Source organism: Streptomyces sp. NPDC093801 (assembly GCF_040701585.1).
In the GTDB taxonomy this organism is placed as follows: domain Bacteria; phylum Actinomycetota; class Actinomycetes; order Streptomycetales; family Streptomycetaceae; genus Streptomyces.
Map to the genome: position 1 here is coordinate 232,565 of NZ_JBFBDP010000007.1, position 22,989 is coordinate 255,553.

Here is a 22,989-nt window from a genome sequence, read left to right on the forward strand (position 1 = left end):
TGCGGTCGTGTGTCACCGGTCTGCGTCACCGCGTCATCGGGTGACGCGGCCTGGTGACGCAGGTGACGCGAGGTGACGCAGCCGTGGGCCGTCTGCGTCACCCATGTATGCGCAGGTCACAGGCGGTTTGCGGGGCTGTGGTGACGCAGGTGACGCAGCTTCTCTTTTCTTAGGAAAAGAGAGAGGGGGTGTTTGTTGTTGTGCGGCGGCTCAGAGCGCGAATGCGGAGCCGCTGCGCGGCACGTCCTTTGGGCCGGCGTTCCGCCGGAACTGCAAGAGAAGCACGCCTCGCCGGGGCCGGGTGCTCCTCTTGCTTGTGCCGGTCCCGCCGTGGCGCCGCCGGTCAGAACATCGGGGCGGGCTGTTCCGGCGGCGGGACGGCGGTACGGGTGAGTTCGATGTAGCGGGCCGTGTTCTTACGGCCCCAGTCCACGAGAACGCCGCGAGCGGCGAGGGTGGGCTGAAGCCGCTTGAGGCGGTCGGAGAGGACCTTGCCGGTGGTGGGCCAGCCCTTGGGCAGGGGGCGGCACTCCTCGCCCGTGTAGAGCTGGGTGAGGGCGTGCAGCCACTCGGCGGACGTCATCCGGATCTCCGCGCCGGGGTCGATGCCGGCGGCGTGCTTGAGGACCGTCTGGGCGAGCAGGTCTCCTTCGATCACGTCGTCGTTGAGGTCGTCCAGGCTGGCCCGATAGGCGGTCAGCGAGGCCAGGCCGGTGGCCGCGTCGAGCTGGGCGCACAGGTGGGCGAAGTCGGCCATGCGCAGATCGGTGGGGATGTCGGCCTCGGTGGCCCGCACCTTCACGGTCAGGTCCAGGAGCGAGCCGAGGATGACGGGCAGGACCTGGGCGTACTCCGCCCACAGCTCCGCTTCCGTCCGCCGGACCCGGGGCCGCTCCAGGCGGAGCGGGAGGAGGCGTTCGGCGAGGTCGGGGCGGATGACGCCCACGTCGATGCCGGTCAGCAGCAGCGGGCGGCGGTAGCGGGAGCGGTGCACGTCGCCGTCGCTGAACAGCGCGCGCTTGATGCTCTCGGCGCCGGTGACGATGCAGCACATCAGGTCGGACAGGTCCGGGGGCAGGTGGGAGAGGTTGTCCAGGGCGGTGACCCACCCGGCCGCAACCGCCGTGATCAGGTTCTCCTCATCCTTCGGCGCGCGGCGCAGGTCGCCGGTCATGCCCTCGATGATCCGCACGAGCATGCGGCCGCCCGTGGACTTGCCGGCGCCCTGGGGGCCGGTGAGGAACGGCGCGGGGACGGGCACGGACGGCTCCAAGCAGCCGATCAGCCACGCGACGGCCAGGCACTCGCTCTCGGCGTTCGCGAAGTTGCACAACCTCAGCAGCAGGTCGATGCCCTTGCCGTCGGTGTCCTTCTCCGGGAGCGGGAGTTCGCCGGTGAGCTGGGTGCGCCGCCAGCACACCTCACGCGGGTCGGGGATGCGGATGTCCCACCCAGTGGAGTGGATGCGGACGGACCGGCCGTCATCGCGGCCCAGGTCCAGCCACGTCGCCCCGTCGAACCCCGGGGCCACCCGGATGTGGGTGGCCTGGACGTCCTGGCTGAGCGCGAGCGCTTCGATCAAGTCCAACGCCTCTTTGAGGGCGGTGCCGTTGAACACGCCGAGACCGTCGTTGAACATGCCGACCATGAGTTCCTGCCGGTGGCTACCAGTCGTGCCCTGGGACCGAACCGGCCGGGCGACAGGGTGGCCGTTGCGCTGCGCGTATACGGTGCCCTCGGTCGTGCGGAAGTACCGGAAGTGGGCCTGCGCGTAGTCGGTGATGATCTCGCGGGCCGGAGTCTTCTCGTCCTCGGCCACGGCTACACCCCCAGTGCGGTGCGGGCGTTCGTCCATGCCGTCGTGCAGTGCCGCGGGGACTCCCCCTTGGCCTGCGCGGCGGTGAACAGCCGCTCGATGTGCGTCTCGGTCAGGCAGCCACACCGGCCGTGGACGGAGAGGACCGCCAGGAACGTCCGGTAGACCGTGTGGTGGATGGCGCTGTCGGCGGCGGTGATGCGCTGCTCCGCCATGGTGATGCCGCGTTCCAGGTAGGCGGGCGAGCGGTGGCGGCATTCCCCGCCCCCGGCCGGCGCGGGCACGGCAGCGGCCAGCACGGGCCGCACCGGGGCCGGTTCCTTGACGGCCAGCGCCCGCACGGCGTCCGGGAGGGCCGTCATGGTGCCGGTGCCAGGGCCGCGCCACCGGGCGTAGGCCATCGTGGACTTCAGGTCGACGCCCGGGCGAACGCCGTTCACGGACCGCATGGTGCCCTGGTAGATCCAGTGTTCACCCCGCGTCGTGGCCACGGTCGTGGTCGCGGGAAGGGTCTGACGGGCCCACGCGACGGCGCCCGGGGTGTCGAGGTCCACAACGGTGAGCCCGGCACCGCCGGGGTGGTAGGCGACAGCTTCGGCGTTCCGCCAGGCACGGGCCCAGGCCGGGGAGGTGAGGACGGCCGGATCGGTCGTGGCGGCGGCCCAGCCGTGGCAGGGGGCGGGGCACTGGCAGGGGCCGGCGGCCTTCATGTGGGGCCGGTCCCCGCACGCCGAGCCCGCGCAGGCCGGGCAGTTGCCGACGGGGGTCTTGTCCTGACGCAGCGGCATGACGGGAAGCCCGGATTCGGCGAGCTGGAGAGCGGTCCGCAGGTGTCCGGTCACGGTGCTCATGCGGCCACCGCCTGGGCGGTCAGGTGGGCGAGGGCCTGGCGGCCGATCCACTGGGCGTAGGCCGGGGGGATGCACTCGCGAATCCCGTCGCGGTTCATCCAGGGCACGCCCATGTCGGCCCGGACGTAGGGCACGTTCGAGAAGTTACCCACGGCGTGGTACCAGTCACCCTCCCGCAGCGGGCGGCCCATCTTCGTCAGCGGCGCGGTGTGGGGCTGGTGGGCGGGCGGGGTGAGGGTGAAGCCGCCGCCGGTCTCGAAGAGGCGGTGGCGGTAGGTGCGCATCCCGAACACGGCCGCGCACATCACCACCGGGTTCCGCAACTCCGGGGCGGCCTCGACAACGTTCTCGATGACCCACGGCCGACCGGTGGCCTCCAGGGCTTCGCGGACCGGGGCGATCAGGTCAGGGTGCTGGCGGCCCTGGATCTTCTGCGCACGGGAGTAGCGCTGGCAGGGCGGGGAGGCGTGGATGAAGTCGAACCCGGCACCGAACTTGCGGATGAAGTCGATGGCGTCGTCCTGGTGGAAGCCGAGCGGGTAGCGGGTCTGGGCGTCCTTGTCGACGCCGGTCACGTCGAATCCGGCCTGGTAGTAGCCCATGCCGGCGCCGCCCTGGCAGCAGAACGCGTCCAGGAGCCGCAGCGTGCGGCCTCGCGGAAGGGGGACGGTGTGGGTCATGCTGGAGTCCTCCAGTTCAGTGGAGATTGCTGGATGAGGGCGGCCCCGGACTTTGCCGAGACGGGGGCCGCCCTTTCGCGCTGTTCAGGCGGCGAACAAGCCGTCCTGGTCCCCGGCCCCAGCAGGGGCGGGGCGCTGGGGGTTGTGGCGGGTGATGACGGCCGGCCGCCGCAGGGTCGGGGTGGTGGGGCCGTCGTTGTGGAAGCGCCAGGTGCCGACGTCGTGCTGGGTCCGGCCCGGGGCGGGCGGGGTGTAGCGGCGGGGTTCGTCCGGGTGGGCGGCGTTCCACTCCTCTGCGCACACCTTGTGGACGGCCTCGTCGGCGTGGGAGCGCATCGGGGTGGGCTTGCCGCACAGGCAGCACGGCCGGGTGGCCCGGGCGTCGAAGTGGCTGCTGTCGCCCCAGTCCAGGAGCGGGACGGCATCCATCAGAGGTTGGGGATGGCGTGGATGATGGCGGCGGCCATCTCGTTGATGGGCCCGGCGGCGCCGGTGGAGGCGAGGAAGAACCCGAATCCGGCGGCGACGAACGCGCTGCCGGGGCCGAGGCTGCGGGAGCGCAGGAGGAAGAACAGGACGAGTCCGAAGAGGGCGACGAGCGAGATGGTGATGACCACGGTCGTGGGCTCCGTTCGGCTGGTGGCGTGGTGGTCAGCGGGTGCCGGCGCGGTGGATTTGGCGGCTGTGGTTGTGCAGGCGGCGCCCGACGCGCAGGCGCTTGCCCTGGCCCTTGCAGCGGCGGCAGGGCCTGACCTTCTTGACCTTCCCGGCGCGGTTGACGGTGGGCTTGGCGCCGGCGCCGTCGCACTTGCGGCAGGTCCCGAAGGGGCTGGCCATGCACAACAGCGTGTAGGCGGCGAGGGCGGCGAGGATGAGGGCGCTAGCGATGAGCATGCGGGTCTACTCCCAAGGCTGGGGCGGTTTCCGGGGCTATTCGCGGGCAGGCCGCTAGACGCTAGTTCCCAGGTCAGAGGCCTGTTGGGGTGCTAGCGGGGGTGCTAGACCTAGCAGGAGCGGGTGCTAGGTCTAGCAGGCGTAATGCGGGTCAGGCGGCGGCCCGGTCGGCGTCACGGCGGGTGATGGCGGCGGTGACGTCGGCGCGCTTGATGCCGCGCCGGTTCTTGCCCTCCCCGTTCTCGTCCTGGCCCCAGACCTGTCCGGGCTTGATGCCCCAGGGCTTGAGTGCGGCGGTCACGCTCTCGCCCTTCCACCCGGCATACGCGTCGGGGCGCAGGGCAGTGAGGCGGGCGGCGATCCGCTCGCACCACAGCGCATCCTCATCGGCCGCCATGACCGCGAGGACGTCGGCGAGGATGTCGAGCCCGGCGGTGGCCTCGGGGCCCTTGCCGATGGCGTGGCCGGTGACGTTGCCGTACTCGTCACGCATCTTGCGGGCCCGGGCCACGACCTGTTCGGCGCCCACCGCGTCCACGAACGCCGAAGCGACAATCTTCGGGTCGTCTCCCTCGCCGGCCATCCAGCAGATGCCCCGGTCGGAGCGGGAGAACATCGTCGCCCGGTACCCGGCCTTGTACATCGAGGTGCCCAGGATCATGTCGTTGGCGGGCTGGCCCATGACCTTGAGCGCGAACCGCAGCACCGCGTTGGCGCTGATGCCGGTGGGCAGGGACTTGGCGTCGGGGCGCTGGGTGCCGAACATGCCGACGATGCCCAGGGCGGGGCCGCGCTTGGTGATGTCGGTGCAGATGTCTTCGAGCTCCGCCCCGTACTTCTCGTGCTCGAACGGCACCTGGCACTCGTCCAGGCCGACGACGATCGGGTGCAGCCCCAGGGACTTGTCGGACGCGAGCTCGGGGGTCACCTTCGACTCCGGGCACCGAGAGCGGGGCAGGGACTTGATGACCTTTGCCCGCCGCCTGAGTTCCTCCTTCACCTCGCGCAGGGCCTGGACGACGTACTCGATGTCCTCGTCTTCCTCGCCGGCGCGGTAGCGGTGGCAGACCGGTTCCAGGGCGGAGAAGTCGCCGGTGCCCTTGAAGTCGAACGCGTGGATCTCGGCGCGCGGGTCGAGAGCGGCGATCAGCAGGAACAGCCGCATGAGGAAGGTCTTGCCCATGCGGGGGATGGAGCCGACGACGACGGCCGCGAACATGAGGGTGACGGTCACGTCGCGCATGCGCTGGTCGTTGCCGAACACAACAGGCTTGAACAGGTCGACCTGCCCGGACTTCAGGAGCGGCCAGGCCGGTTTGGTGGTCTCGTTCATCGGCTTGTCCCCGACCCACAGGATCAGCCGTCCCTCGTGCTCGGACGGGTCCGGGGACGGCCAGACGCAGCCGACCTTCCGGCGCAGACCCGAGGCCAGGGGCTTGCGGGCCTCCATGATGTCCTCGGGCGTCACGCCGTAAGGGAGGTCGAGGTCGGCGCGGTAGCCGGGCCCGTCCCGCACGATCTCCGAGGTGAACCGCAGGCCGTTCATGTCGCCGCCCTTCTTGATGGCGGCGGAGATCTTCGCGTTGCCGATGCTGTCCAGCCCGCGCAGGACGATCGAGCCGGTCATCTTCTGCAGCTCCGTCTTCAGCACCGCCGGGCCGATCACCGGCGCGTCGGGCTGCTGCCCGGCGAACCCCAGCAGCAGGACCCCGCCGGCCGCGAACGCGTACAGGTAGGCCGGGGCCAGCACGTACAGCCACAGGGCGAACCCGAGGCCGAACACGGCGCTGACCAGGGTGACCAGGCCGCGAAGCTGGACGCGTCCCTGCCGGAGCTTGGCCAAGCGCATGTACTCGTCGACGTCCTCGGTACGGACCGCGAAGTCCCGAAGCGGGGCCGCTTCGCGGTCCCACACCCATCGGTTGGTGGAGGAGATGAACCGGCACGCTCCCCGCGGCGACATCAGCGCCAGACGGCCCGCGTAGACGGGCAGGCGCACCCCGTGGAAGAGGGCGGCGTACCCGAGGTTCGCGGCGGCGTGCTTGGCGGTGGCAGTGAAGTCGCGCCGGTTGGTCAGCCATCCGGCGAGGACGGGCTTGCGCTTCTCGTTGCGGACCTTGGGGTCGGGCAGGTTCGGGTTGTCGACCATCTTCGGGATCACCGGCTCGACGTCCTCGTCCGGGACGGCCCGCAGGTGAGGGGTCGGGGAATCGGTCATGCTGTGAACCTCTGCTCTCGCTGAATGGCGGGTGGGCAGGGGCCCCGGAGCGGCGCGGTTTCCTTGGCCGGGACGGCCACTCCGGGGGCACCTCTACTTGCGCTTGCGCTTGGCGTTCTTCGCCTCGGCGGCCTCGCGCTCCTCGCGCTCGGTCCGCTCGCGGGCGGTGTCGATGATCCGGTCGACCTTGCGGGTCAGGTCACCGATGTGGACGTTCTCTCCGGCGATACCGCGCTTGGCCATCCGGGCCGTGTACCAGCCGATCTGGGCGATCTCACGCGCGGTGAAGTTCGGGTCCTTCGCCATCACAGGCTCCGTTCTGGAGGCCGGACTGTCCGGCTCCCCTCACCACCCGCACAGGTCGGGTGGATCGGGCAGCCGTCAGATCTCGGCGAACGGGCGGGGCCGGAAACGGTCATTGCCGGGGTGCCGCTGAGCCACGTGCACACGAAGCTCCTCCATGGCCCGCGCACCGGTGGACCAGTACCGCCCACTGTTACGGCCACACTTGCACTGGTACTTGTAGCGGCGGTGCGACGACTCCGTGCCGGCGTTGTAGACGTACGAGTAGCGTGCGCCTTCCACAGTGCTTCCCTTCCAGGCCGGGGCTGTCCCAGCTCCCCTCACCACCCGGACTCCGTGGGGGCCGGGTGGATCGGGCAGCCGTCAGCCGCGCCGGCGACGGGCGGTGGCCTTGCGGACGTTCTTGGCGGCCTGCGTGCCCTCGGGGCCACCCACGGACTTCACGACCGTGTGCACGCCCCAGCCCAGGACCAGGGCGAGGAAGGCCAGGAACGCCAGGTTCGCGGCGATGGCCGTGAGAGCGCCGATCAGTAGCGGGCCGAAGTAGACCCCGGCCGCGACCGCCCCGGCGCCGACGCCGGAGCCAAGGGCGATCCGCTGGACGGTCCGGTCAGGCGGGGCCTGGTGGATGTGCTGGTGAACGACCTGCGGCCCGGCGAACGTGGCGGGGAGCTGGTCGGCGTAGACGGGGGTGCCGTCCGGAAGGTGGACGACGGCGCCGGGGCGGTGTTCGGGAAGCTGGTGCACGGGTTCTCCCTTCGCGAGTCAGAGGTCCGTGAGGGCATCGGTGGGGATCTCGTAGATGTCGGTCACCGAGTCGACGTCGCGCCAGCGGCCGGGGCCGATGTGGACGTGGGCGACGTGGACGCTGCTGCCGTCGCGGGCGGTCGTTTGGCGGATCTCGACGGTGTCGCCGCTGCGGCGGGCCCGGCGCAGGCACTGCCGGGCGACGTCGACGCTGATCGGCTCGTGCCAGCGGTCGGTGCCCGGCTTGCTGGCGTACTGGACGAAGGTGGTCACCGTGACGGGACGCATGGGTTGAACTCCTTCGAGTCAGGCAGCGAGGAAGAGTGCGGCGAGGGTCAGGGCGAGGACGTGGGCGGTCTGGTCGACGTGGGCGGCCCCGCCGTGCGCGGCCCAGCCCTGCTGACGGGCGATCCGCATCCACACCGCGATCGGCCAGCGCCGGTCGATGAACCCGTGGGTGACGCCGATCCACAGCAGGGCACCGGCGGTGGGCAGGAGCGGGAGGTGCCAGCCCAGCAGCACCGTCCCGAGGGTGAGCATGGCGCCGCAGGTCAGGAGGTGGGTGGCGGCGTGGGTGACGTTGGCGGTCCAGCCCTGCCGCCCGCACTTGGCCTTGTGGGCGGCCTGGTGGTCGGTCTGGAACGGGTAGTCGGCCAGCAGGTGCCCGACGTAGAGGAGAAACGCGATCTCAGCGAACACGGTGAGCCCCTTTCGGGCAGGTCAGGCAGCAAGTTCGGTGTCGGGGTAGGCGCAGGGCACGCACATGCCGAGCGAGACCGGGATGACGTACCCGGCATCCCGGTGGCAGGCGGGGCAGGTACGGCGGGCGGCGTTCGCCCGGTCCAGGGCCCGGCGTTGCGCCGGCGTCATGGGGCGGACCGGCACGGCCAGGTCGACCCGGTAGAGGTAGGCGACCAGCGGGCCCCGCCGGAAGCGGGGCCGCTGGAGTTCGCCGACGACCGGCTGACCGCCCGGCCGTAGCCCCGCCGCACGCAGCTGCCGGCGGGTGGCCAAGCCCTCGGGGGCAAGGCGCCAGAGGTAGACGGGTACCGCGCTCATGCGACGTCCACCGCAGCCGCCTCAGCGGCGGCGGATGCTTCCCGCTCGCGGCGTAGCGTGTCGCGGAGCATCCGGCCGTTCGCCGGGGAGGTCCGCAGCGTCTTGCGCAGCCGATCGGCAGTCAGCTCCTTCACCGACCATGCTTCGGTCAGCGACCTTGCCTCGGCGAGGAGTTCGTCACGCGATCGAGTCGGAGTGGCCGATCGGGCCGACTCCGGGACCCGGCCGGTCGCCCGGCGCGGACGCGGACGGTCCGCCGCCACCACCATGGCAGGACGGGTCGACTCGACTGCCGGACCTACATCGGCCGGGACCGGATCGGGGGCCATGTCCACAACGGGGACGGCTACTTCGGCGGTCGGCAGGGCGGGCGCCAGGGGCTCCCGATCGGCCGACTCCTCCCGGTCAAGGGTAGACCGGTATGTGCCGGTCTGCCCTGATTCGATCGCCGGGGTGGGATGGGTCGATTCGGCGGTGAGGGCCGGTGTGGTCGGGGTGTCGAACATGGCGGCCAGGGCCGAGTCGGCTCCGGCGGTGATCCGATCGCGCTGGACGTCGAGGAGCCGATCGCCCAGGGCGAGATCGCCGGTGCCGACCTTGCGGGCCAGCTTCCAGGCCTCAAGTTCCGACTTCCGCCGGACCTTCTCGTCTGGATGGTGCTCGGCCCGGGCGCGGTGGTAAGCCAGCGCCTGGACGACCTCGGCGGCCCGTCGCTCTGCCTCCCCGTCGCGTCCGTCGCGGTGGACCACGATTCGCCGGGCCAGGAACGCGGCCCCCTCGGCGGAAGCGGTCATGCCCATCGGGGTCAGGGCGTAGATGACGATCTCGCCCGGCGACTTGGCGGCCATGGAGGACATGGCCGACGCGGCGGCCGGGAGCGCCCACAGTCCGGAGCGGATCACCAGCGGCGAGGACTGCCCCAGCATCGTCAGCCCGAGGAGCACCAAGGCCAGGACCGCCGTGGCGCCCTCGCCGGCCGCGACCGCACCCACCGCCGTCCCCGACCCGTAGGCGGTCGAGATGTTCGTGTAGGTGCCGAACCCGCCGGCCAGACCCGTGCCGACCATCGGCACGAACGCCAGCCCCAGGACCGTCTTCTGTGCTGGCGTCAGCGGCTTGCCGGCCGCACTCACGGTGCGGCCTTGGCGGTGACGGTGCGGACCGTGAGGGAGGCAGTCAGCTCGACGCGCTCCGCGAACGTGTTCTGGCTCTCCGTCCACGCCCACTCGCCGGCCTGCGCCGACTCGTAGCCCAGAGCGGTCAGGGCGGCCGTCCGTTCGGCAAGCGTGGGGACCGGGCCGGTCCGGCCGAACTCGTGGAACGGCCAGTCCCGTGTGGGGGCGTCGGTGACGACGTACAGCTCCCACTCGCCCATGAACGAGTTGGTCAGGCGCGCGACGTGGCTCATGCCGCACCGCCCGGCAGGTTCACCGCGAGGGCCTGGTTGGTCAGCGCCCGCCGGATGGCGAGCATCTTGCGGCGGGCCCGGCGGATCCGCCGCTGGTCCAGCTCGGACGGCGTGCGGTCCAGGACGCTGATCTCGACGTCGAGGAGGTCGCGCTCCGCCAGGATCAGCGGCAGCTCCCACTCGATCGCCTCAAGCTCCGCGTCCGTCGGCTCCAGGTCGACGGGCAGCGGGGTAACGGGGGTGTGACGTGCAACGATGGGCTTCATTGGGTCGTGCTCCTCTCAGACAGGAACGGGGCCCGAACCGAAGCCCCCGGCGTTGCAGCGCTGGGGGCTTCACTTCGTCAGGCAGATGCGCCGACGGTCCGGGGTGTCAGTCGTCGTCGCCGAACTCGTCGGGGTTGACCTGGCGGTCCAGGTCGTAGTGGAGGCTGTCGGCCGCCTTCGTGATCCACTCACTGAGGTTGGCGACCCGCCGGTACTGCACGAGCCGCAGCTCCTCGGTCAGCACCGGGGCGATCAGCTCGTCCGCGATGCCGGCCAGGGCCCGCAGGATCCGGCCCAGCTCGCCGGCGGACACGATGCCCGGGTTGGGGAGATCCTCCCCGTCACGGATGCTCATGGGTTCTCCCGATCGGAAGGGGTGGAGCGGAAATCCGGCTCCCCTCAGCCCCGCCCGTACACCGCCGAAGCGGCGGACGGACGAAGGAGGCAACCGGCCGCAGCCGCGAGGGCTGCGGAGGTCGAATGCGCGGACCTCTGCCGCGCTGGCCGCCTTACTGAGGAGGCGGCGGCCTCAACTTCACGTCCACTGTTGAGTTCTCAAGGAACAGCAGCTCTCCGACGTGCGCGGTAAGCCTCGAAGGGCCTCCCGTTTGCACGGGACACACCGGACGCCAATAGGCGTTCAAGCAGGTCAGAGGGTGCATAGGCCCCCTTAGCGATTTTCGCCTAGGGGGTCTATGCGCTGACCTGATAGCCAAGGTAGGCACCCACCCCCATGGCCGTCAAGCCCCCCTCGCGGTATGGTTGCTAGACCCCCTAAGCGTGGAGGCTGTAGGTGCACGAAGAGATCCAGCGGGTGGCCCAGGTGGAGCCCCCTGTAGAGCGAGCCAAGGCAGCAATCGCCCTGATGGGCGACTACCAGGGCCGAGTCACGGAGCTGTCCCGCATCCGGCGCGAGGCCATCGAGGAGGCGGCGGCGAGCGGCATGTCTCAGTCTGAGATCGCAGCCCTACTCGGCGTCAGTCGTGGTCGGGTCGGCCAGCTGGCCGCGCAAGGGCCGCCGCCCGAGCGGGCGTTCTTCGGCACCGATCTCATGACCATCTCGCTCGGAGGCAAGTACGAAGCCGGCAAGGAGACTGGGGAAGCGGGCGAGGTCGTCACGCGTGAGGACTTCGGGAACTTCGAGCACCTGCGGAAGCTGCTCAGCACGCTGAAGCTCGACGCGCAGTACGAGGTCATCCCGCCAACAGGGATCGTGAACCTCAACCGCGACAACCACGTCGTGGTCTGCGGTCCGCGCCTGTCGCCGATCATCGCCCAGGTCCTGGAGGGTGACGATCACCTCCGGTTCCAGAAGGACCGGGCTTGGCACCTGGTGGATCTGAAGACCAAGGAAGTCCATCGCTCGCCGATGGACGAAAGCGGCGAGGCCGGAGACGTCGGGTACCTCGCCCGCCTCCCGCGACTGGACGGCAAGGGGACCTTCATCTACATCGCTGGCATCCACGCCATCGGGGCCAACGGGGTGGTTCACTACCTCGAAAACCACCTGGCGGAGCTGTACCGCGAGGTCCGCACCAACCGGTTCTCCACGCTGATTTCGTGCCGCTACGACCCCAAGACGCTTGAGGTCCTGGAGAGCAAGCGCGTCAGCCCGATCTACCGACACGAGGGATGACATGTACGTCAGCGTTGCGACCGAGCCCGGGGGCTCCGCCCCCAACGAGGACTGGGTGGGCGGTACGCCGTCCCTTGCCCTGGTGCTGGATGGTCTCAGCACAGCGGGGCTGGGGACCGGCTGCCGGCATGGCGTGCCCTGGTACGTCGCCCAACTCGGCAGCCAGCTCGTCGCAGCGCTGGCGACAGGCGAGCGGCCGCTGGCGGAGGGGCTGGCGGAGGCGCTCGAACGCGTTGGGCGACTTCACCCCGAGTGCGATCTCCAGAACCCCGGCACTCCGTCCGCGACGGTGGCCATCCTCCGCGAACGGCCGGGCCACTTCGATCACCTCGTGCTCGCGGACTCCCCCATCGTGCTGGAGGGGGCCGACGGGATCACGGTGCTGACGGACCTCCGGGTGGATGAGGTGTGCCAGGACCTGCGTGCCGAGACGGAACAGTTCGCGACGGGCACCCCGGAGCACCGGGCGAGCGTCGCCAGACTCGTCGCCGCGCAGAGGAAGATCCGAAACACCCCGGAGGGCTACTGGGTGGCCGCAGCATCACCGGACGCCGCGTCTCACGCGCTGACGGGAACCGTCGCCGCCGCCGACGTGCGGTCGGCGGCCGTCATGTCGGACGGCGTCTCGCGTCTGGTCACCGAGTACCGGATGGCCACCTGGGAGGGGCTGCTCGCCCAGCTCAGGACGAGTGGACCCGCCGCCCTTATCCGCTCGATTCGCGAGGTGGAAGCGACCGACCCCCACGGCCAGCGCTGGCCCCGGTACAAGGCCGGCGATGACGCGGCCGTCGCCTTCTGCTCCTTCGCCCAAGGCCCGCAGGATGCAGCGCTTCCTGACGGCAGTGCCTGACGGCAACGTCCGGGAACGACGGCAACCGTCCGGGCCCACTGGGTGCAGACAGCTCGCGCCCTCAGACGTCCCAGGTCAGACAGGGGATGAACTCCTAAAGCGGGTGTCGCAGGTTCGAATCCTGCCGGGGGCACAAGGAAGAACGGCCCGGAGCGATCACGCTCCGGGCCGTTTCGTCTGTGCCGCCGCCGTCAGCTCAGACCCCTGCTGCGTTCGCCGATCCGGTCGCCCTGGGGGGTGCCGGCCCGCTTGAGGTCCGCTTTCGTGTGCGCCCCGCCCTTCACCTTGGTGCGGAGGGGGCCCTCGAAGCCGTGGTGGGGGCCGTGGCCCTGCGCGCGCCGCGTGTTCAGCTGGAGCTGTTCCACCGCCTTCGCGACGGCAGCCTGGACGTCCTGCTTCTGCTCTTTGCTCATCCCGTCGTCAACTCCCTCGGGAAGCACTCGACCCCATTACTGGGATCGTATGCAGATATACGGACCTGTGCACCTGGATGGGGTGCAAGCGGGCCCCGTCCGGACCGGATCAGCGCCGGCCCGGAGTGGCCTGGCCTGCGCGGACCAGCTCCTCCGGGCAGGGCGTGCCGCGCGGGAGCTGGTACTTCGCCGCGATCCGGTACTCCCCCGGCGCCGGGGCCAGCAGCTCCGTCCACACGTCCCCCTCGCCGTCGGGGGCCGCCTTGGCCAGGCAGCCGGCGGTGTTCGCGTACTCCTTCGGCGCCCCGGACCGCGCCGCGCCCCGCGCCTTCGAGGCCGGGGTCTCCTGCGGGGGCTCCACGGCCTTCCCCGAACCGTCCACCAGGCCGAGCCACGGCGAGTGCGGGATCCGCACCAGCACCCGGCCGGGCGCCCGGACGTCGAGGACCAGCTGGTCCGCGCCCGCCCGGACCACCCCCGCCGGCCCGGTCACCAGGCTCGTCGGATCGTCCACCTGGAACAGCCGCCAGTTCTCGTCGCCCCAGATCTGCCGCAGGTACGGCAGCCCCCCGCGCAGCAGCTCGGCCTCGGCCTCGCCGCCCGAGTCCGGCTTGTCCGCGGGCAGCACCACGTAGTGCACGGCCCAGCGCTCCAGCCAGGCCCGGTAGCTCTCGGCGCTGAGGGTGTCGTCGTAGAAGAGCGGGTTGCGCTCCAGGTCGGCCTGGCGGTTCCAGCCGCGCGCGAGGTTCACGTACGCGGGGAAGGCCGAGGACTCCCGGTGGCTGCTGGCGGGGACCACCTCCACCCGGCCCCGGTCGGCGCCGGCCTTCTGCAGCTGGTCGACCAGGGGGGCCAGCTCGCGGTTCCAGGCGGCCACCGGGGTGGTGCGGACGATGTCGGTGATGCTGTTGGTGGTGATCCAGGCGGTCAGGCCCACGAAGGCCAGCAGCAGGGCGTACCAGCGCCGGGTGCGCGGGGCCTCGTACGGGAGGGCCGCGAGCAGGACCGCCCCGCCGAAGAGCATGACCAGGCGGGTGGCGTTCGAGCCGATCTGGGAGTCGACCACCCAGGTCAGGAACACCCCGAGGGCGTAGACGACGGCGGCGATCCGGACGGTCTTCCACCGCTTGGGCACGAGGAAGGCGATGGCCAGCCCGAAGACGAACGGCAGCCAGGCCGAGCCGATCTTCATCGGCTGGGTCCCGGAGAAGGGGAACAGCCAGGCCGACAGCCCCACCACGGCCACCGGGGCCAGCCCCAGCGCGTACGCGCCCGGGCGCCGCCCGCTCAGGAACAGGGCGGCCGCGACCACCCCGAGGAACAGCCCCGCGACGGGGCTCGCGGCCGTGGCCAGCCCGGCCAGCGGCGCGGCGACGGCGGCCTTGGCCCAGCGCCTCCGGGCCCACTTGCGCGGCCAGCAGAAGACGGCGGCGACGGCCCCGAGGGCGAAGAGGGTCCCGAGCCCGAAGGTGACGCGGCCCGAGAGGGCGTTGCAGAACAGCCCGTAGACCCCGGCCAGCGCCGGCCACAGGGGGCGCCGGACGGCGCCCCGGCAGCGGGTGAGGATCAGGGCGAGGAGACCCGCCGAGCAGGTCCCGGCGATCATCATCGTGGTCCGGACGCCGAGCACGTGCATGACGTACGGGGACACGACGCTGTACGAGACCGGGTGCATCCCCCCGTACCAGGCGAGGTTGTACGCCGTGTCCGGGTGCCGGCCGACGAACTCCGCCCACGCGTCCTGGGCCGCGAGGTCCCCGCCGCTGTTGGCGAAGCAGAAGAACCAGACGACGTGCAGGACCGCCGCCGCCGCGGTGGCGATCGCCACCGGGTGGCGGTGCGCCCGGGCGAGGGGGCCGTCCGCCGGCCGTCCGGCGGAGGACGGCCGTCTCTGTCCGGGCACCCGGCTCCCCGGCTTGTTCTGCTCAGCTGTGGTCACGACCGACGCCTTCTTCCCGACACCTCTTCCCGACACGACACGCGAGTCCCGTCCCGGCTCCCTGAACGCGCCGCGGCGCCCCGGGGTTGCCCGGGGCGCCGCGGCCCTGCGGCCCTGCGGCCCGTATCAGCCGATACGGGTCAGCTTGCTGCCGACGCCCGGCGCGGCCAGCTCCGACTGGAGCGCGACCGGCACCTTCACCTGGCTGGCCCCGTCGCCGACGGTCAGCATGCCGACCGCCGTGCCGGCCTTCGCCGTCTCGGGGATCTTCGTGCCGCCGTCGCCGAGCTTGATGTCCACGGTCAGCGAGGACCAGCCGACCGCCTGGACGTCGGCGGTGGCGATGACCTTGGTCCGGCCGCCGACGCCGTCGTCCACGTACCCGACGACGTCACCCTTCTTGACGACCGGCGCGCCCACCAGGGACTTCTGGGTGGCGACCAGCAGGTTCCGGCTCGCGGCGATCACCGTGTCGATGATCGACGGCTTGTGCTGGCCGAGGACCGCGCCGACGATCAGCTGGTTGGTGTCGCCGACCTTCTTGTAGGCGGCGAAGAGGAGGTTGCCGCCGGCCTTGGTCGTCGTACCGGTCTTGATGCCGAGGGACTCGTTGTACGGGACCAGGCGGTTCCAGTTCGGCCAGTTCTTGCCGGTCTGGTCGGTCCAGCTGGGCTTGCGGGTGATGTCCACCAGCGCGTCCAGCTCGACGATCTTGAGGCCGAGCTTGACCTGGTCCTCGGCGGTGCTGACGGTGGTCGCGTCCAGGCCCGAGGGGTCGGTGTAGGTCGTGTTCGTCATGCCGAGCTGCTTGGCGGTGTCGTTCATCTTCTTGACGAACGCCTCCTGGGAGCCGGAGTCCCAGCGGGCCAGCAGCCGCGCGATGTTGTTCGCCGACGGGATCATGAGGGCGGCGATCGCGTCGTACTCGGAGATCTTCTCGCCCTCCTTGACCGTGTTGAGGGTGGACTCGTTGTCGGACTTGTCCTTCTGGCCCTCGGTCTCGGCGGTCTTGTCGACGTCGATCATCGCGCCCTTCTCCCCCTTCTTGAAGGGGTGGTCGCGCATGATGATGTACGCCGTCATCGACTTGGTGACACTGGCGATCGGCACGGGCTTCTGCTCGCCGGACGAGCCGATCGTGCCGAGGCCGGCGGCGGCCATCGAGGCCTGGCCCTCGGTGGGCCAGGGCAGGTCGGGCGCCCCGCCGGGGAAGGTGTACTGGGACTTCGCGGTCAGCACGAGCTTGGGCGCGGGCAGCGGGCGGACCAGCTGCACGACGGCCAGGACGACCACCAGCAGCAGCACGATCGGCGCGTAGATCTTGACGCGCCGTACGACCGTCCGCATCGGGCTGGGCGGCGGGGGCGGGTTGTTGGTGAGGTCCGCCAGCATGTCGAGCGGCGGCCTGGGCGGCAGCGGCTGCTGCGTGGTGCGCTCGCTGGGGTCCAGCCGCCGCACCGTGGGGGCGGTCGCCGGGTCGGGCTTGGGGGCGGCCGGGGCCGGGGCGGGCCCGCCCTCACCGCGCAGCGGTACGAACGTGCTGACCCGCGCCTCGGGGGCCGGAGCCGCCTTCTGCCCGGGTGCGGGCGCGGCGGCGGGCTTCCCGGCGGCGTCCGGCTTCCCGGACGCGTCCGTCCCGGGGGCGCCCGGCTTCCCCGGGGCGCCCGGCTTCCCGGGGGTGCCCGCCGGGGCGGAACCCGGCTTCACGGCACGGAAGACGGCCGTGCGCTCGTCGGACTCGGCGGCCGGCTTCGCGGCACGCGGGTCCTGCGCGGCGGGCTTGCCGGGCTCGGCGGGCTTCCCCGGCTCGGCGGGCTTGCCGGGCGCGGCGGGCTTGCCGGGCTCGGCCGGAGCGGCCTTGCCGCCGTCCGCCGGACGGGTACCCGGCTTGACCGTGCGGAAGACGGCCGTGCGCTTGTCCGACTCGGCCGCGGGCGCGGAGGAACCGGCCGGCTCCTCCTTCTTGCCGGCGTCGGCCGGGGCGGAACCCGGCTTCACGGCACGGAAGACGGCCGTCCGCTCGGAGTCCTCGGACGGCTCGGCGGGAGCCTTCTCACCCGCCTCCCCGGCCTTCCCGGGCTTCCCCGCCTCCGCGGCGTCCGGCGCCGGCTTCGCGGCACGCGGGTCCTGCGCAGCGGGCTTCCCCGGTCCGGAAGGAACCGCCCCGCCCTCGCCCGCGGCGGAGCCGGGCCTGACGGTACGGAAGACCGCCGTGCGCTCGGATCCGGCGGAAGCGGAACCGGAACCCGGCTTGGCGCCCGCCGGGCGGTCCTCGCCGGAGTCCGCCGGAGCGGAGCCGGGCCTGACGGTACGGAAGACCGCCGTGCGCTCGGATCCGGCGGACGGCTTACCGGCGTCCGCGGACGCGGGCCGGTCCTCGTTGGAGGCACCCTGGGCGCCACCGGAAGCGGAGTCCCGCCCGCCGGTCGGCTCCGGGCGGGCGTCCGCGTCCCGCGGGGCGGGGTCGGAGGTCACCACGCCGAAGGCAGTGGTTCGCACGTCCCCTGCGGGCTTCTTGCCGGATCCGGCGGAAGCGGAACCGAAACCCGGCTTGGCGCCCGCCGGGCGGTCCTCGCCGGAGTCCGCCGGAGCGGAGCCGGGCCTGACGGTACGGAAGACCGCCGTGCGCTCGGATCCGGCGGCGTCCCGCCCGGACGGCTTCCGGTCCGCGGCCTCGGGGGCGGAGTCCTCCGCGGTCTCCTCGGAATCCTCGGAAGCGGAATCCTCGGAAGCGGAACCCTGGCGGACCACCGCGGCCTTCGCCGGCGAGGGTTCGCCGTCCACCCGCGCGTCGACGCCGCCGTCCGCGGCCGCGCTGTCGTCCGCGTCCGCGTCCGAGGCGCCGGCGGCGGCCGCCCGGGCCGCCACGGCGTCCTTCACCGGGACGCGCGGCTGGAACAGCGAGACCCTCGGGTCCTGTTCCCCGGCCTCTGAGGACTTCGCCGCCCCCGACGCTCCTTCACTTACCGACTTGTCGGGGGACTCGCCCGCCACCGTTCCTCCTCGATCGCCGTCCGGTCACTGCCCGAACCGTCTAACAGTGTCCCGTCTCGGGGGCCTCGCCCACGTGCTAGACGAGAACGACATAGCTACTGGTTCCCCCACAAAGCGTCCAGGCGCTCTCGACAGATGAATGTGAGAGGCGTCACCCTGTCACTCATCCACGCGGGGAGGCATGGATGGGCAGGAGCCGCAGAACAATTCCAGAGGAGCTTTTGCTGCTCGCCCTGGACCCGGCCACGGGTACCACGGCGCAGCCGCAGTCGCTCGACCTCGGCCTGGCCGGGGCACAGCTAGTGGAGCTGGCTCTGGCAGGACGGATAGCCCCTGACGGGGATCGTATCGCCGTGGTGATGCCACGGCCGACAGGAGATCCGACTCTGGACTCCGCACTGGAGCTGTTGCGCAGGCGCGGCAGCCCGGTACGGGCGGTCCACTGGATCGGCGGACCCCGGCTGGGGCTCCGCCAGATCTACCTCGCGCACCTGGAGCGCTGCGGCATGGTGCATGCCGTCGCGGGACAGATGTGCGGGGTGTTGCCGACGACTCGCTACCAGGCGACCGACACGGCGATCAGCCGGGAGATCCGTGCCCGGCTCGACAGTGCGATCCGCACCGGTGTACCGCCGGACCCGCGGACCGCGGCGCTCGCCGCACTGGCCCACGCGGTCGGACTCGGCAAGCACCTGTACCCCGGCAACGAGGGGCGGTCGTCCAGGTCCCGGCTGCGGGACCTGATCCGGCACGACCCCATGGGCGGTCTGGTGGCGCACGCCGTCATGGACGTCCAGAACGGCGTGGCCGCACAGCCGCGCCGCGACCGCGCTCCGGCTCCGCAGCCGGCCGCCCGGGCCACGGCGGGCGGCGTGCCGCTCCAGCCGCGCCGGACGGGTGCGATGGCCCGGGCGGCCGCGCACTGAGCGCACGGCACGTACGACACGCACGACACGCACGACATGTACGACACGCACGGCACGTACGACCCGAAGGGCCGTGAGACCCGGAGGGCGCAGAACCCGCTACACCCCTTGGTCCACCAGCGGGACACCGATCCACCTCCGCAGCCGGCCGTCCCCCCAGAGACCCGGTGCGCGAGCCGCGGACACGCGGGGTGGCGGGGCCGATACGTCGGCCCCGCCACCCCGCGTGGCTGCTTTCCGGGCCGTTCCCCAGCGCCGTCGCACCCTTCGGTGGCAGTCTGCTGAACATCAGACACGCAGAGAGACAGCTACTGAAGAAGGCGGAGGTGCCGATCCCGTGGCGTCCAATGTCAATCCCACCGTCCGACGCCGCCGACTGGGCATGGAGTTGCGCAAGCTGCGCGAGGACAAGGGCATGACGGCCGAGCAGGTCGCCGAGCGCCTCCTCGTCTCCCAGTCGAAGATCAGCCGTCTGGAGAACGGCCGCCGCTCCATCAGCCAGCGCGACGTCCGCGACCTGTGCGAGGTGTACGAGGTGGAGGACCCCCGGCTGGTGGACTCGCTCATGCAGATGGCCAAGGACTCCCGCCAGCAGGGCTGGTGGCACGCCTTCGGCGACATCCCGTACAGCGTCTACATCGGCCTGGAGACGGACGCGGCCAGCCTGCGCACCTACGAGCCGCAGATGGTCCCGGGGCTGCTCCAGACCCCCGAGTACGCCCAGGCCCTGATCCGCGGCGCGCTGCCGGAGACGGCGCCCGCCGACGTGGAGAAGCGCGTCCAGGTCCGGATGCACCGGCAGAAGCGGCTGTCCGAGACGGAGAACAACAATCCGGAGGTCGGGCCGCTGCGCCTGTGGGCGGTCATCGACGAGGCGGTGCTGCGCCGGCACGTGGGCGATCCCCAGTTGATGATCCGGCAGTTGCAGTTCCTGATAGAGCAGTCGCAGCAGCCGTACATCACCGTGCAGGTGATGCCGTTCTCGATGGGCGCCCATCCGGGAGTGAACGGGCAGTACGCGATTCTGGAATTCCCGGACGCCTCGGACTCGACGGTGGTCTACATCGAGGGCGTCACGAGCGATTTGTACCTGGAGAAGGCGAACGACGTCCAGAAATACAGCGTGATGTACGAGCACTTGCGCGCGCAGGCCCTCAATGTGGAACAGACCCGGGAGTTCATCTCCGGGATCATCGACCACTACGCGGCCCTGACGAAGTAGCCGGAGGCGTCCCGCGGGTAGCCGGAAGTAGTCGGGCATGTGCGGGAAGTAGGGAGGTGGCGGGGGGTCCGGCACGGTACACCGTCGGTCCCCGGCCACAGAAGGCCTGAATGGAATATGCCACCCGGTCGAGTGAATGTCTCCTTCCCCTCTCGGAAGGTGCCGGTAGCGTCGATCACGTCGGCCCGGGGAATTGGTGCCGGCGTTCAGCCGGGAACTCCCGGAACCACTCTCTGAACCGGAGAAGAACCATGGGCATTCGTCAGGGCGGCACCGAGAACTGGACCAAGTCCTCCTACTCCGGCGGAAACGGCGCCTGCGTCGAGGTCAAGTCCCCCGTCACCGAGGCGATCGCGGTCCGCGACTCCAAGGTGCAGGACGGTCCCTCGATCACCTTCGCCCCCGGCTCCTGGACCTCCTTCGTGACCGGCGTCGCCGAGGGCGGGCTGGGGCACCTCGTCTGAACCCCGCACCACGCAACACCCACTGGAGCCCTCTCGACCGGCCCGCCGTCCTGGCCGAGGGGGCTCGGCCATGTCCGCGTGCGGACGGCCGGCCCCCTCTGCGCCCGGGGTCAGCGCAGCCGGTCCACGTACCGGTCGGTCCCCGGCACCGTCGGGATGAACGGCGCCACCAGCTCCACCCGCCCCGTCCCCGCCTCCGCGACCTCCGCGTCCAGCCCCTGGAAGCGGTCCCAGCAGGTGCGCGGGTCGGCCTCCAGGAACCACAGCAGCGTGAGGCGGGTGTCCACCCCCTCGACCTGCTTGACGTAGGTCATCCGGTCCCCGGGCAGCGGCGTCGGCCGGAAGACGGTCACCATCGCCGCCGGCGAGCCGTGCAGCCGGCGCGGCAGGGCCCGGGAGCGCAGCCACTCCAGCAGTTCCGCACGCCGCTCGGGACCCTCGGCGTCGACGACCTGGAGGACGAGCCCGGCGTACGGGTGGTCCAGGGCGTGGAAGTCGCGGGGGCCGGCGGCGCCGTCGCGGTAGACGGTGGCCTCGTGGTCCTGGAAGGCCGTGAAGACGTGCGTACGGTCCCGGTAGACCCTCCCGTCGCGGTTGAGCCGCTTGTTGATGCCGACGGTCCACTTCATGTGCTCGTCGTAGCGGCCCTCGGTCACCCAGTACGTCGACAGGTAGCAGCCGGCCGTGACCGGCTGGGCCACCGCCGACTTCTCCGGGTAGCGCAGCTCCTGGAGGTCGCGGGTGGCCACCCAGCGGCGGCCCGCGAACATCCAGGGCATGGCCATCGCGCCCGCGTAGTAGTGGTCGTCCTCGTACCAGCGGTTGTAGGCGTGTTCGTGGCCCGGATGCGGTTCGACCATGGTGATCAGCGCGTGGCCGGGGCGGACCCCGTACGGGCCGACGGCCGCGAGCTCGGCGTAGTCCCCGGCCCGGGTGTCCTCTGGTTCCCGCTCTCGTCTGCTCGTCATGGCACCGGTGTAGCTGATACACCGTCAGTTCGCGAGGGGGCGGGCGCCGTTCACTCCTCGAATTGGTAGGTGCCGTCTGCATCTTTGCTGGCTAGGCTGCGGTCACCCGCCATCCGAAGGAGCCCCCATGCCCCTCGAAAGCCGCGACGCCGCCGCCCTGCCCGGCTTCGCCTCCCGCGCCGCCACCGTGGGCGGTTCGCCCGTACGGGAGATCCTGGCGCTCACCGAACGGCCCGGGGTGATCTCCTTCGCCGGCGGCCTGCCGGCCCCCGAGCTCTTCGACACCGCCGGACTGCGCGCCGCCTACGACAGCGCCCTCGCCGGAGCCGGAGCCGCCTCCCGCGCGCTCCAGTACTCCACCACCGAGGGCGCCCCCGAGCTCCGCGCGGCCGTCGCGGCCCGCGCGGGCCGTCGCGGACTGCCCACCACCGCGGACGACGTGCTCGTCACCACCGGCTCCCAGCAGGCGCTGACCCTGGTCACGACCACCCTCGTGGAGCCCGGCGACACCGTCCTCGTCGAGAACCCCACCTACCTGGCGGCCCTCCAGTGCTTCGGGATGGCCGGGGCCCGCGTCATACCCGTCCCCTGCGACGAACAGGGCCTGCTCCCCGACGCCCTGGCCGAGATCACCGCCCGGGAACGCCCCAAGCTGCTCTACACCGTCCCCACCTTCCAGAACCCGACCGGGCGCACCCTGCCCGGTGAGCGCCGGGCGGAGGTGGCGCGGACCGCGGCCCGCCTCGGGCTGTGGCTGGTGGAGGACGATCCGTACGGGGACCTGCGCTACGAGGGCGACCACGAGCCCTGGCTCGCCGCCCACCCGGGCGCGGAGGACCGCACCGCCCTGATCGGCAGCTTCTCCAAGATCATGGCCCCGGGGCTGCGGCTGGGCTGGCTGCGCGCCCCGGCCGCCCTGCGCCGGGCGGCGGTGGTCGCCAAGCAGGCGGCCGACCTGCACACCTCGACGGTGGACCAGCTGGCCGCCGCCCACTACCTCCGCGCCCACGACCTCGACGCCCACGTCGCCCGGGTCCGCGAGGCCTACCGGGCCCGGCGCGACGCCCTCCTGGCGGGCCTGGCCGGGGCGCTCCCGGAGGGCTCGGAGTGGAACCGCCCGCAGGGCGGCATGTTCGTCTGGGCCCGGCTCCCGGAGGGGTACGACGCGACGGCCCTGCTGAAGTCGGCCGTCGCGCACGACGTGGCGTACGTGCCCGGTGCCCCCTTCTTCACCGGCACCCCGGACCCGCGCGCCCTGCGGCTGTCGTTCACCACGCACACCCCGGACGAGATCGCCGAGGGGCTGGACCGGCTGCGCCGGGCGCTGGGGTAGGG

General features: G+C 71.7%; 26 protein-coding genes. 6 read left to right on the forward strand and 20 right to left on the reverse strand.

Going from position 1 to position 22,989, the window contains the following annotated elements; genetic code table 11:
- Positions 1–343: 343 nt before the first annotated feature.
- The 16 genes from AB0469_RS10480 to AB0469_RS10555 all read right to left on the reverse strand — a co-directional run bounded on the left by AB0469_RS10480 (position 344) and on the right by AB0469_RS10555 (position 10,597).
- The gene (locus AB0469_RS10480) at positions 344–1,819 is read right to left on the reverse strand and encodes an ATP-binding protein (RefSeq protein ID WP_366450926.1); all 1,476 of its coding nucleotides are present in this window, start codon (positions 1,817–1,819) and stop codon (positions 344–346) included.
- A gap of 2 nt (positions 1,820–1,821) precedes the next feature.
- Complete coding sequence (locus AB0469_RS10485; RefSeq protein WP_366450927.1) at positions 1,822–2,667, reverse strand: bifunctional DNA primase/polymerase; 846 nt, start codon at positions 2,665–2,667, stop codon at positions 1,822–1,824.
- The gene (locus AB0469_RS10490; protein WP_366450928.1) at positions 2,664–3,347 is read right to left on the reverse strand and encodes a DNA cytosine methyltransferase; all 684 of its coding nucleotides are present in this window, start codon (positions 3,345–3,347) and stop codon (positions 2,664–2,666) included. Before AB0469_RS10490 ends, AB0469_RS10485 begins: the two co-directional genes overlap by 4 nt.
- A gap of 84 nt (positions 3,348–3,431) precedes the next feature.
- The gene (locus AB0469_RS10495) at positions 3,432–3,776 is read right to left on the reverse strand and encodes a hypothetical protein (RefSeq protein WP_366450929.1); all 345 of its coding nucleotides are present in this window, start codon (positions 3,774–3,776) and stop codon (positions 3,432–3,434) included.
- Positions 3,776–3,964 carry a hypothetical protein gene (locus tag AB0469_RS10500; protein WP_366450930.1) on the reverse strand — a complete coding sequence of 63 codons (189 nt, stop codon included), beginning with the start codon at positions 3,962–3,964 and terminating at the stop codon, positions 3,776–3,778. The genes AB0469_RS10495 and AB0469_RS10500 overlap by 1 nt, the downstream gene beginning before the upstream one ends.
- A gap of 34 nt (positions 3,965–3,998) precedes the next feature.
- Positions 3,999–4,241 (reverse strand): hypothetical protein, encoded by a 243-nt coding sequence (locus AB0469_RS10505; protein WP_366450931.1) that lies wholly within the window; start codon positions 4,239–4,241, stop codon positions 3,999–4,001.
- Positions 4,242–4,392: 151 nt separating this feature from the next.
- Positions 4,393–6,459 carry a cell division protein FtsK gene (locus tag AB0469_RS10510; protein ID WP_366450932.1) on the reverse strand — a complete coding sequence of 689 codons (2,067 nt, stop codon included), beginning with the start codon at positions 6,457–6,459 and terminating at the stop codon, positions 4,393–4,395.
- A 93-nt stretch (positions 6,460–6,552) separates the two neighbouring features.
- Positions 6,553–6,765 (reverse strand): DUF6257 family protein, encoded by a 213-nt coding sequence (locus tag AB0469_RS10515; RefSeq protein WP_366450933.1) that lies wholly within the window; start codon positions 6,763–6,765, stop codon positions 6,553–6,555.
- 360 nt (positions 6,766–7,125) lie between these two features.
- A complete protein-coding gene (locus AB0469_RS10520) occupies positions 7,126–7,509 on the reverse strand; it encodes a DUF6251 family protein (RefSeq protein WP_045949199.1) in 384 nt (127 codons plus the stop codon).
- Positions 7,510–7,527: 18 nt separating this feature from the next.
- Positions 7,528–7,797 (reverse strand): hypothetical protein, encoded by a 270-nt coding sequence (locus AB0469_RS10525; RefSeq protein WP_045949198.1) that lies wholly within the window; start codon positions 7,795–7,797, stop codon positions 7,528–7,530.
- Between the two features lie 18 nt (positions 7,798–7,815).
- Entirely contained in the window at positions 7,816–8,208 is a 393-nt protein-coding gene (locus AB0469_RS10530) for a DUF3307 domain-containing protein (RefSeq protein WP_366450934.1), read from the reverse strand.
- Positions 8,209–8,229: 21 nt separating this feature from the next.
- Positions 8,230–8,568 (reverse strand): RRQRL motif-containing zinc-binding protein, encoded by a 339-nt coding sequence (locus AB0469_RS10535; protein ID WP_366450935.1) that lies wholly within the window; start codon positions 8,566–8,568, stop codon positions 8,230–8,232.
- A complete protein-coding gene (locus tag AB0469_RS10540) occupies positions 8,565–9,701 on the reverse strand; it encodes a conjugal transfer protein (RefSeq protein ID WP_366450936.1) in 1,137 nt (378 codons plus the stop codon). The genes AB0469_RS10535 and AB0469_RS10540 overlap by 4 nt, the downstream gene beginning before the upstream one ends.
- Positions 9,698–9,976: a DUF6303 family protein gene (locus tag AB0469_RS10545; RefSeq protein WP_366450937.1), complete on the reverse strand. Its 279-nt coding sequence runs from the start codon at positions 9,974–9,976 to the stop codon at positions 9,698–9,700. Before AB0469_RS10545 ends, AB0469_RS10540 begins: the two co-directional genes overlap by 4 nt.
- A complete protein-coding gene (locus AB0469_RS10550) occupies positions 9,973–10,242 on the reverse strand; it encodes a DUF6284 family protein (protein ID WP_366450938.1) in 270 nt (89 codons plus the stop codon). The genes AB0469_RS10545 and AB0469_RS10550 overlap by 4 nt, the downstream gene beginning before the upstream one ends.
- A 106-nt stretch (positions 10,243–10,348) precedes the next feature.
- Positions 10,349–10,597: a hypothetical protein gene (locus AB0469_RS10555; RefSeq protein ID WP_366450939.1), complete on the reverse strand. Its 249-nt coding sequence runs from the start codon at positions 10,595–10,597 to the stop codon at positions 10,349–10,351.
- Between the two features lie 438 nt (positions 10,598–11,035).
- Here AB0469_RS10555 and AB0469_RS10560 point away from each other — a divergent pair, with 438 nt between their 5' ends.
- Positions 11,036–11,878 carry a sigma-70 region 4 domain-containing protein gene (locus AB0469_RS10560; RefSeq protein WP_045949191.1) on the forward strand — a complete coding sequence of 281 codons (843 nt, stop codon included), beginning with the start codon at positions 11,036–11,038 and terminating at the stop codon, positions 11,876–11,878.
- A gap of 1 nt (position 11,879) precedes the next feature.
- Positions 11,880–12,728: a protein phosphatase 2C domain-containing protein gene (locus AB0469_RS10565; protein WP_366450940.1), complete on the forward strand. Its 849-nt coding sequence runs from the start codon at positions 11,880–11,882 to the stop codon at positions 12,726–12,728.
- A 191-nt stretch (positions 12,729–12,919) separates the two neighbouring features.
- Here the strand turns inward: AB0469_RS10565 and AB0469_RS10570 are convergent, their stop codons facing one another.
- The 3 genes from AB0469_RS10570 to AB0469_RS10580 all read right to left on the reverse strand — a co-directional run bounded on the left by AB0469_RS10570 (position 12,920) and on the right by AB0469_RS10580 (position 17,948).
- Positions 12,920–13,141, reverse strand: a complete 222-nt coding sequence (locus tag AB0469_RS10570; RefSeq protein ID WP_366450941.1) for a hypothetical protein — start codon at positions 13,139–13,141, stop codon at positions 12,920–12,922.
- A 109-nt stretch (positions 13,142–13,250) separates the two neighbouring features.
- The gene (locus tag AB0469_RS10575; protein WP_366451004.1) at positions 13,251–14,969 is read right to left on the reverse strand and encodes an MFS transporter; all 1,719 of its coding nucleotides are present in this window, start codon (positions 14,967–14,969) and stop codon (positions 13,251–13,253) included.
- 237 nt (positions 14,970–15,206) lie between these two features.
- Positions 15,207–17,948 carry a hypothetical protein gene (locus AB0469_RS10580; protein WP_366450942.1) on the reverse strand — a complete coding sequence of 914 codons (2,742 nt, stop codon included), beginning with the start codon at positions 17,946–17,948 and terminating at the stop codon, positions 15,207–15,209.
- Between the two features lie 311 nt (positions 17,949–18,259).
- Between AB0469_RS10580 and AB0469_RS10585 the strand changes: the two genes are divergently transcribed.
- From AB0469_RS10585 to AB0469_RS10595, 3 genes are all read left to right on the forward strand, one after another.
- Positions 18,260–19,000 carry a GPP34 family phosphoprotein gene (locus AB0469_RS10585; RefSeq protein WP_079427798.1) on the forward strand — a complete coding sequence of 247 codons (741 nt, stop codon included), beginning with the start codon at positions 18,260–18,262 and terminating at the stop codon, positions 18,998–19,000.
- A 337-nt stretch (positions 19,001–19,337) separates the two neighbouring features.
- The gene (locus tag AB0469_RS10590) at positions 19,338–20,222 is read left to right on the forward strand and encodes a helix-turn-helix transcriptional regulator (protein WP_366450943.1); all 885 of its coding nucleotides are present in this window, start codon (positions 19,338–19,340) and stop codon (positions 20,220–20,222) included.
- A gap of 251 nt (positions 20,223–20,473) precedes the next feature.
- Positions 20,474–20,686, forward strand: a complete 213-nt coding sequence (locus AB0469_RS10595; RefSeq protein WP_042817928.1) for a DUF397 domain-containing protein — start codon at positions 20,474–20,476, stop codon at positions 20,684–20,686.
- A gap of 110 nt (positions 20,687–20,796) precedes the next feature.
- Here AB0469_RS10595 and AB0469_RS10600 read toward each other — a convergent pair whose 3' ends face one another.
- The gene (locus tag AB0469_RS10600; protein WP_366450944.1) at positions 20,797–21,654 is read right to left on the reverse strand and encodes a hypothetical protein; all 858 of its coding nucleotides are present in this window, start codon (positions 21,652–21,654) and stop codon (positions 20,797–20,799) included.
- Between the two features lie 127 nt (positions 21,655–21,781).
- Between AB0469_RS10600 and AB0469_RS10605 the strand changes: the two genes are divergently transcribed.
- Complete coding sequence (locus tag AB0469_RS10605; RefSeq protein WP_366450945.1) at positions 21,782–22,987, forward strand: PLP-dependent aminotransferase family protein; 1,206 nt, start codon at positions 21,782–21,784, stop codon at positions 22,985–22,987.
- Positions 22,988–22,989: the final 2 nt, after the last annotated feature.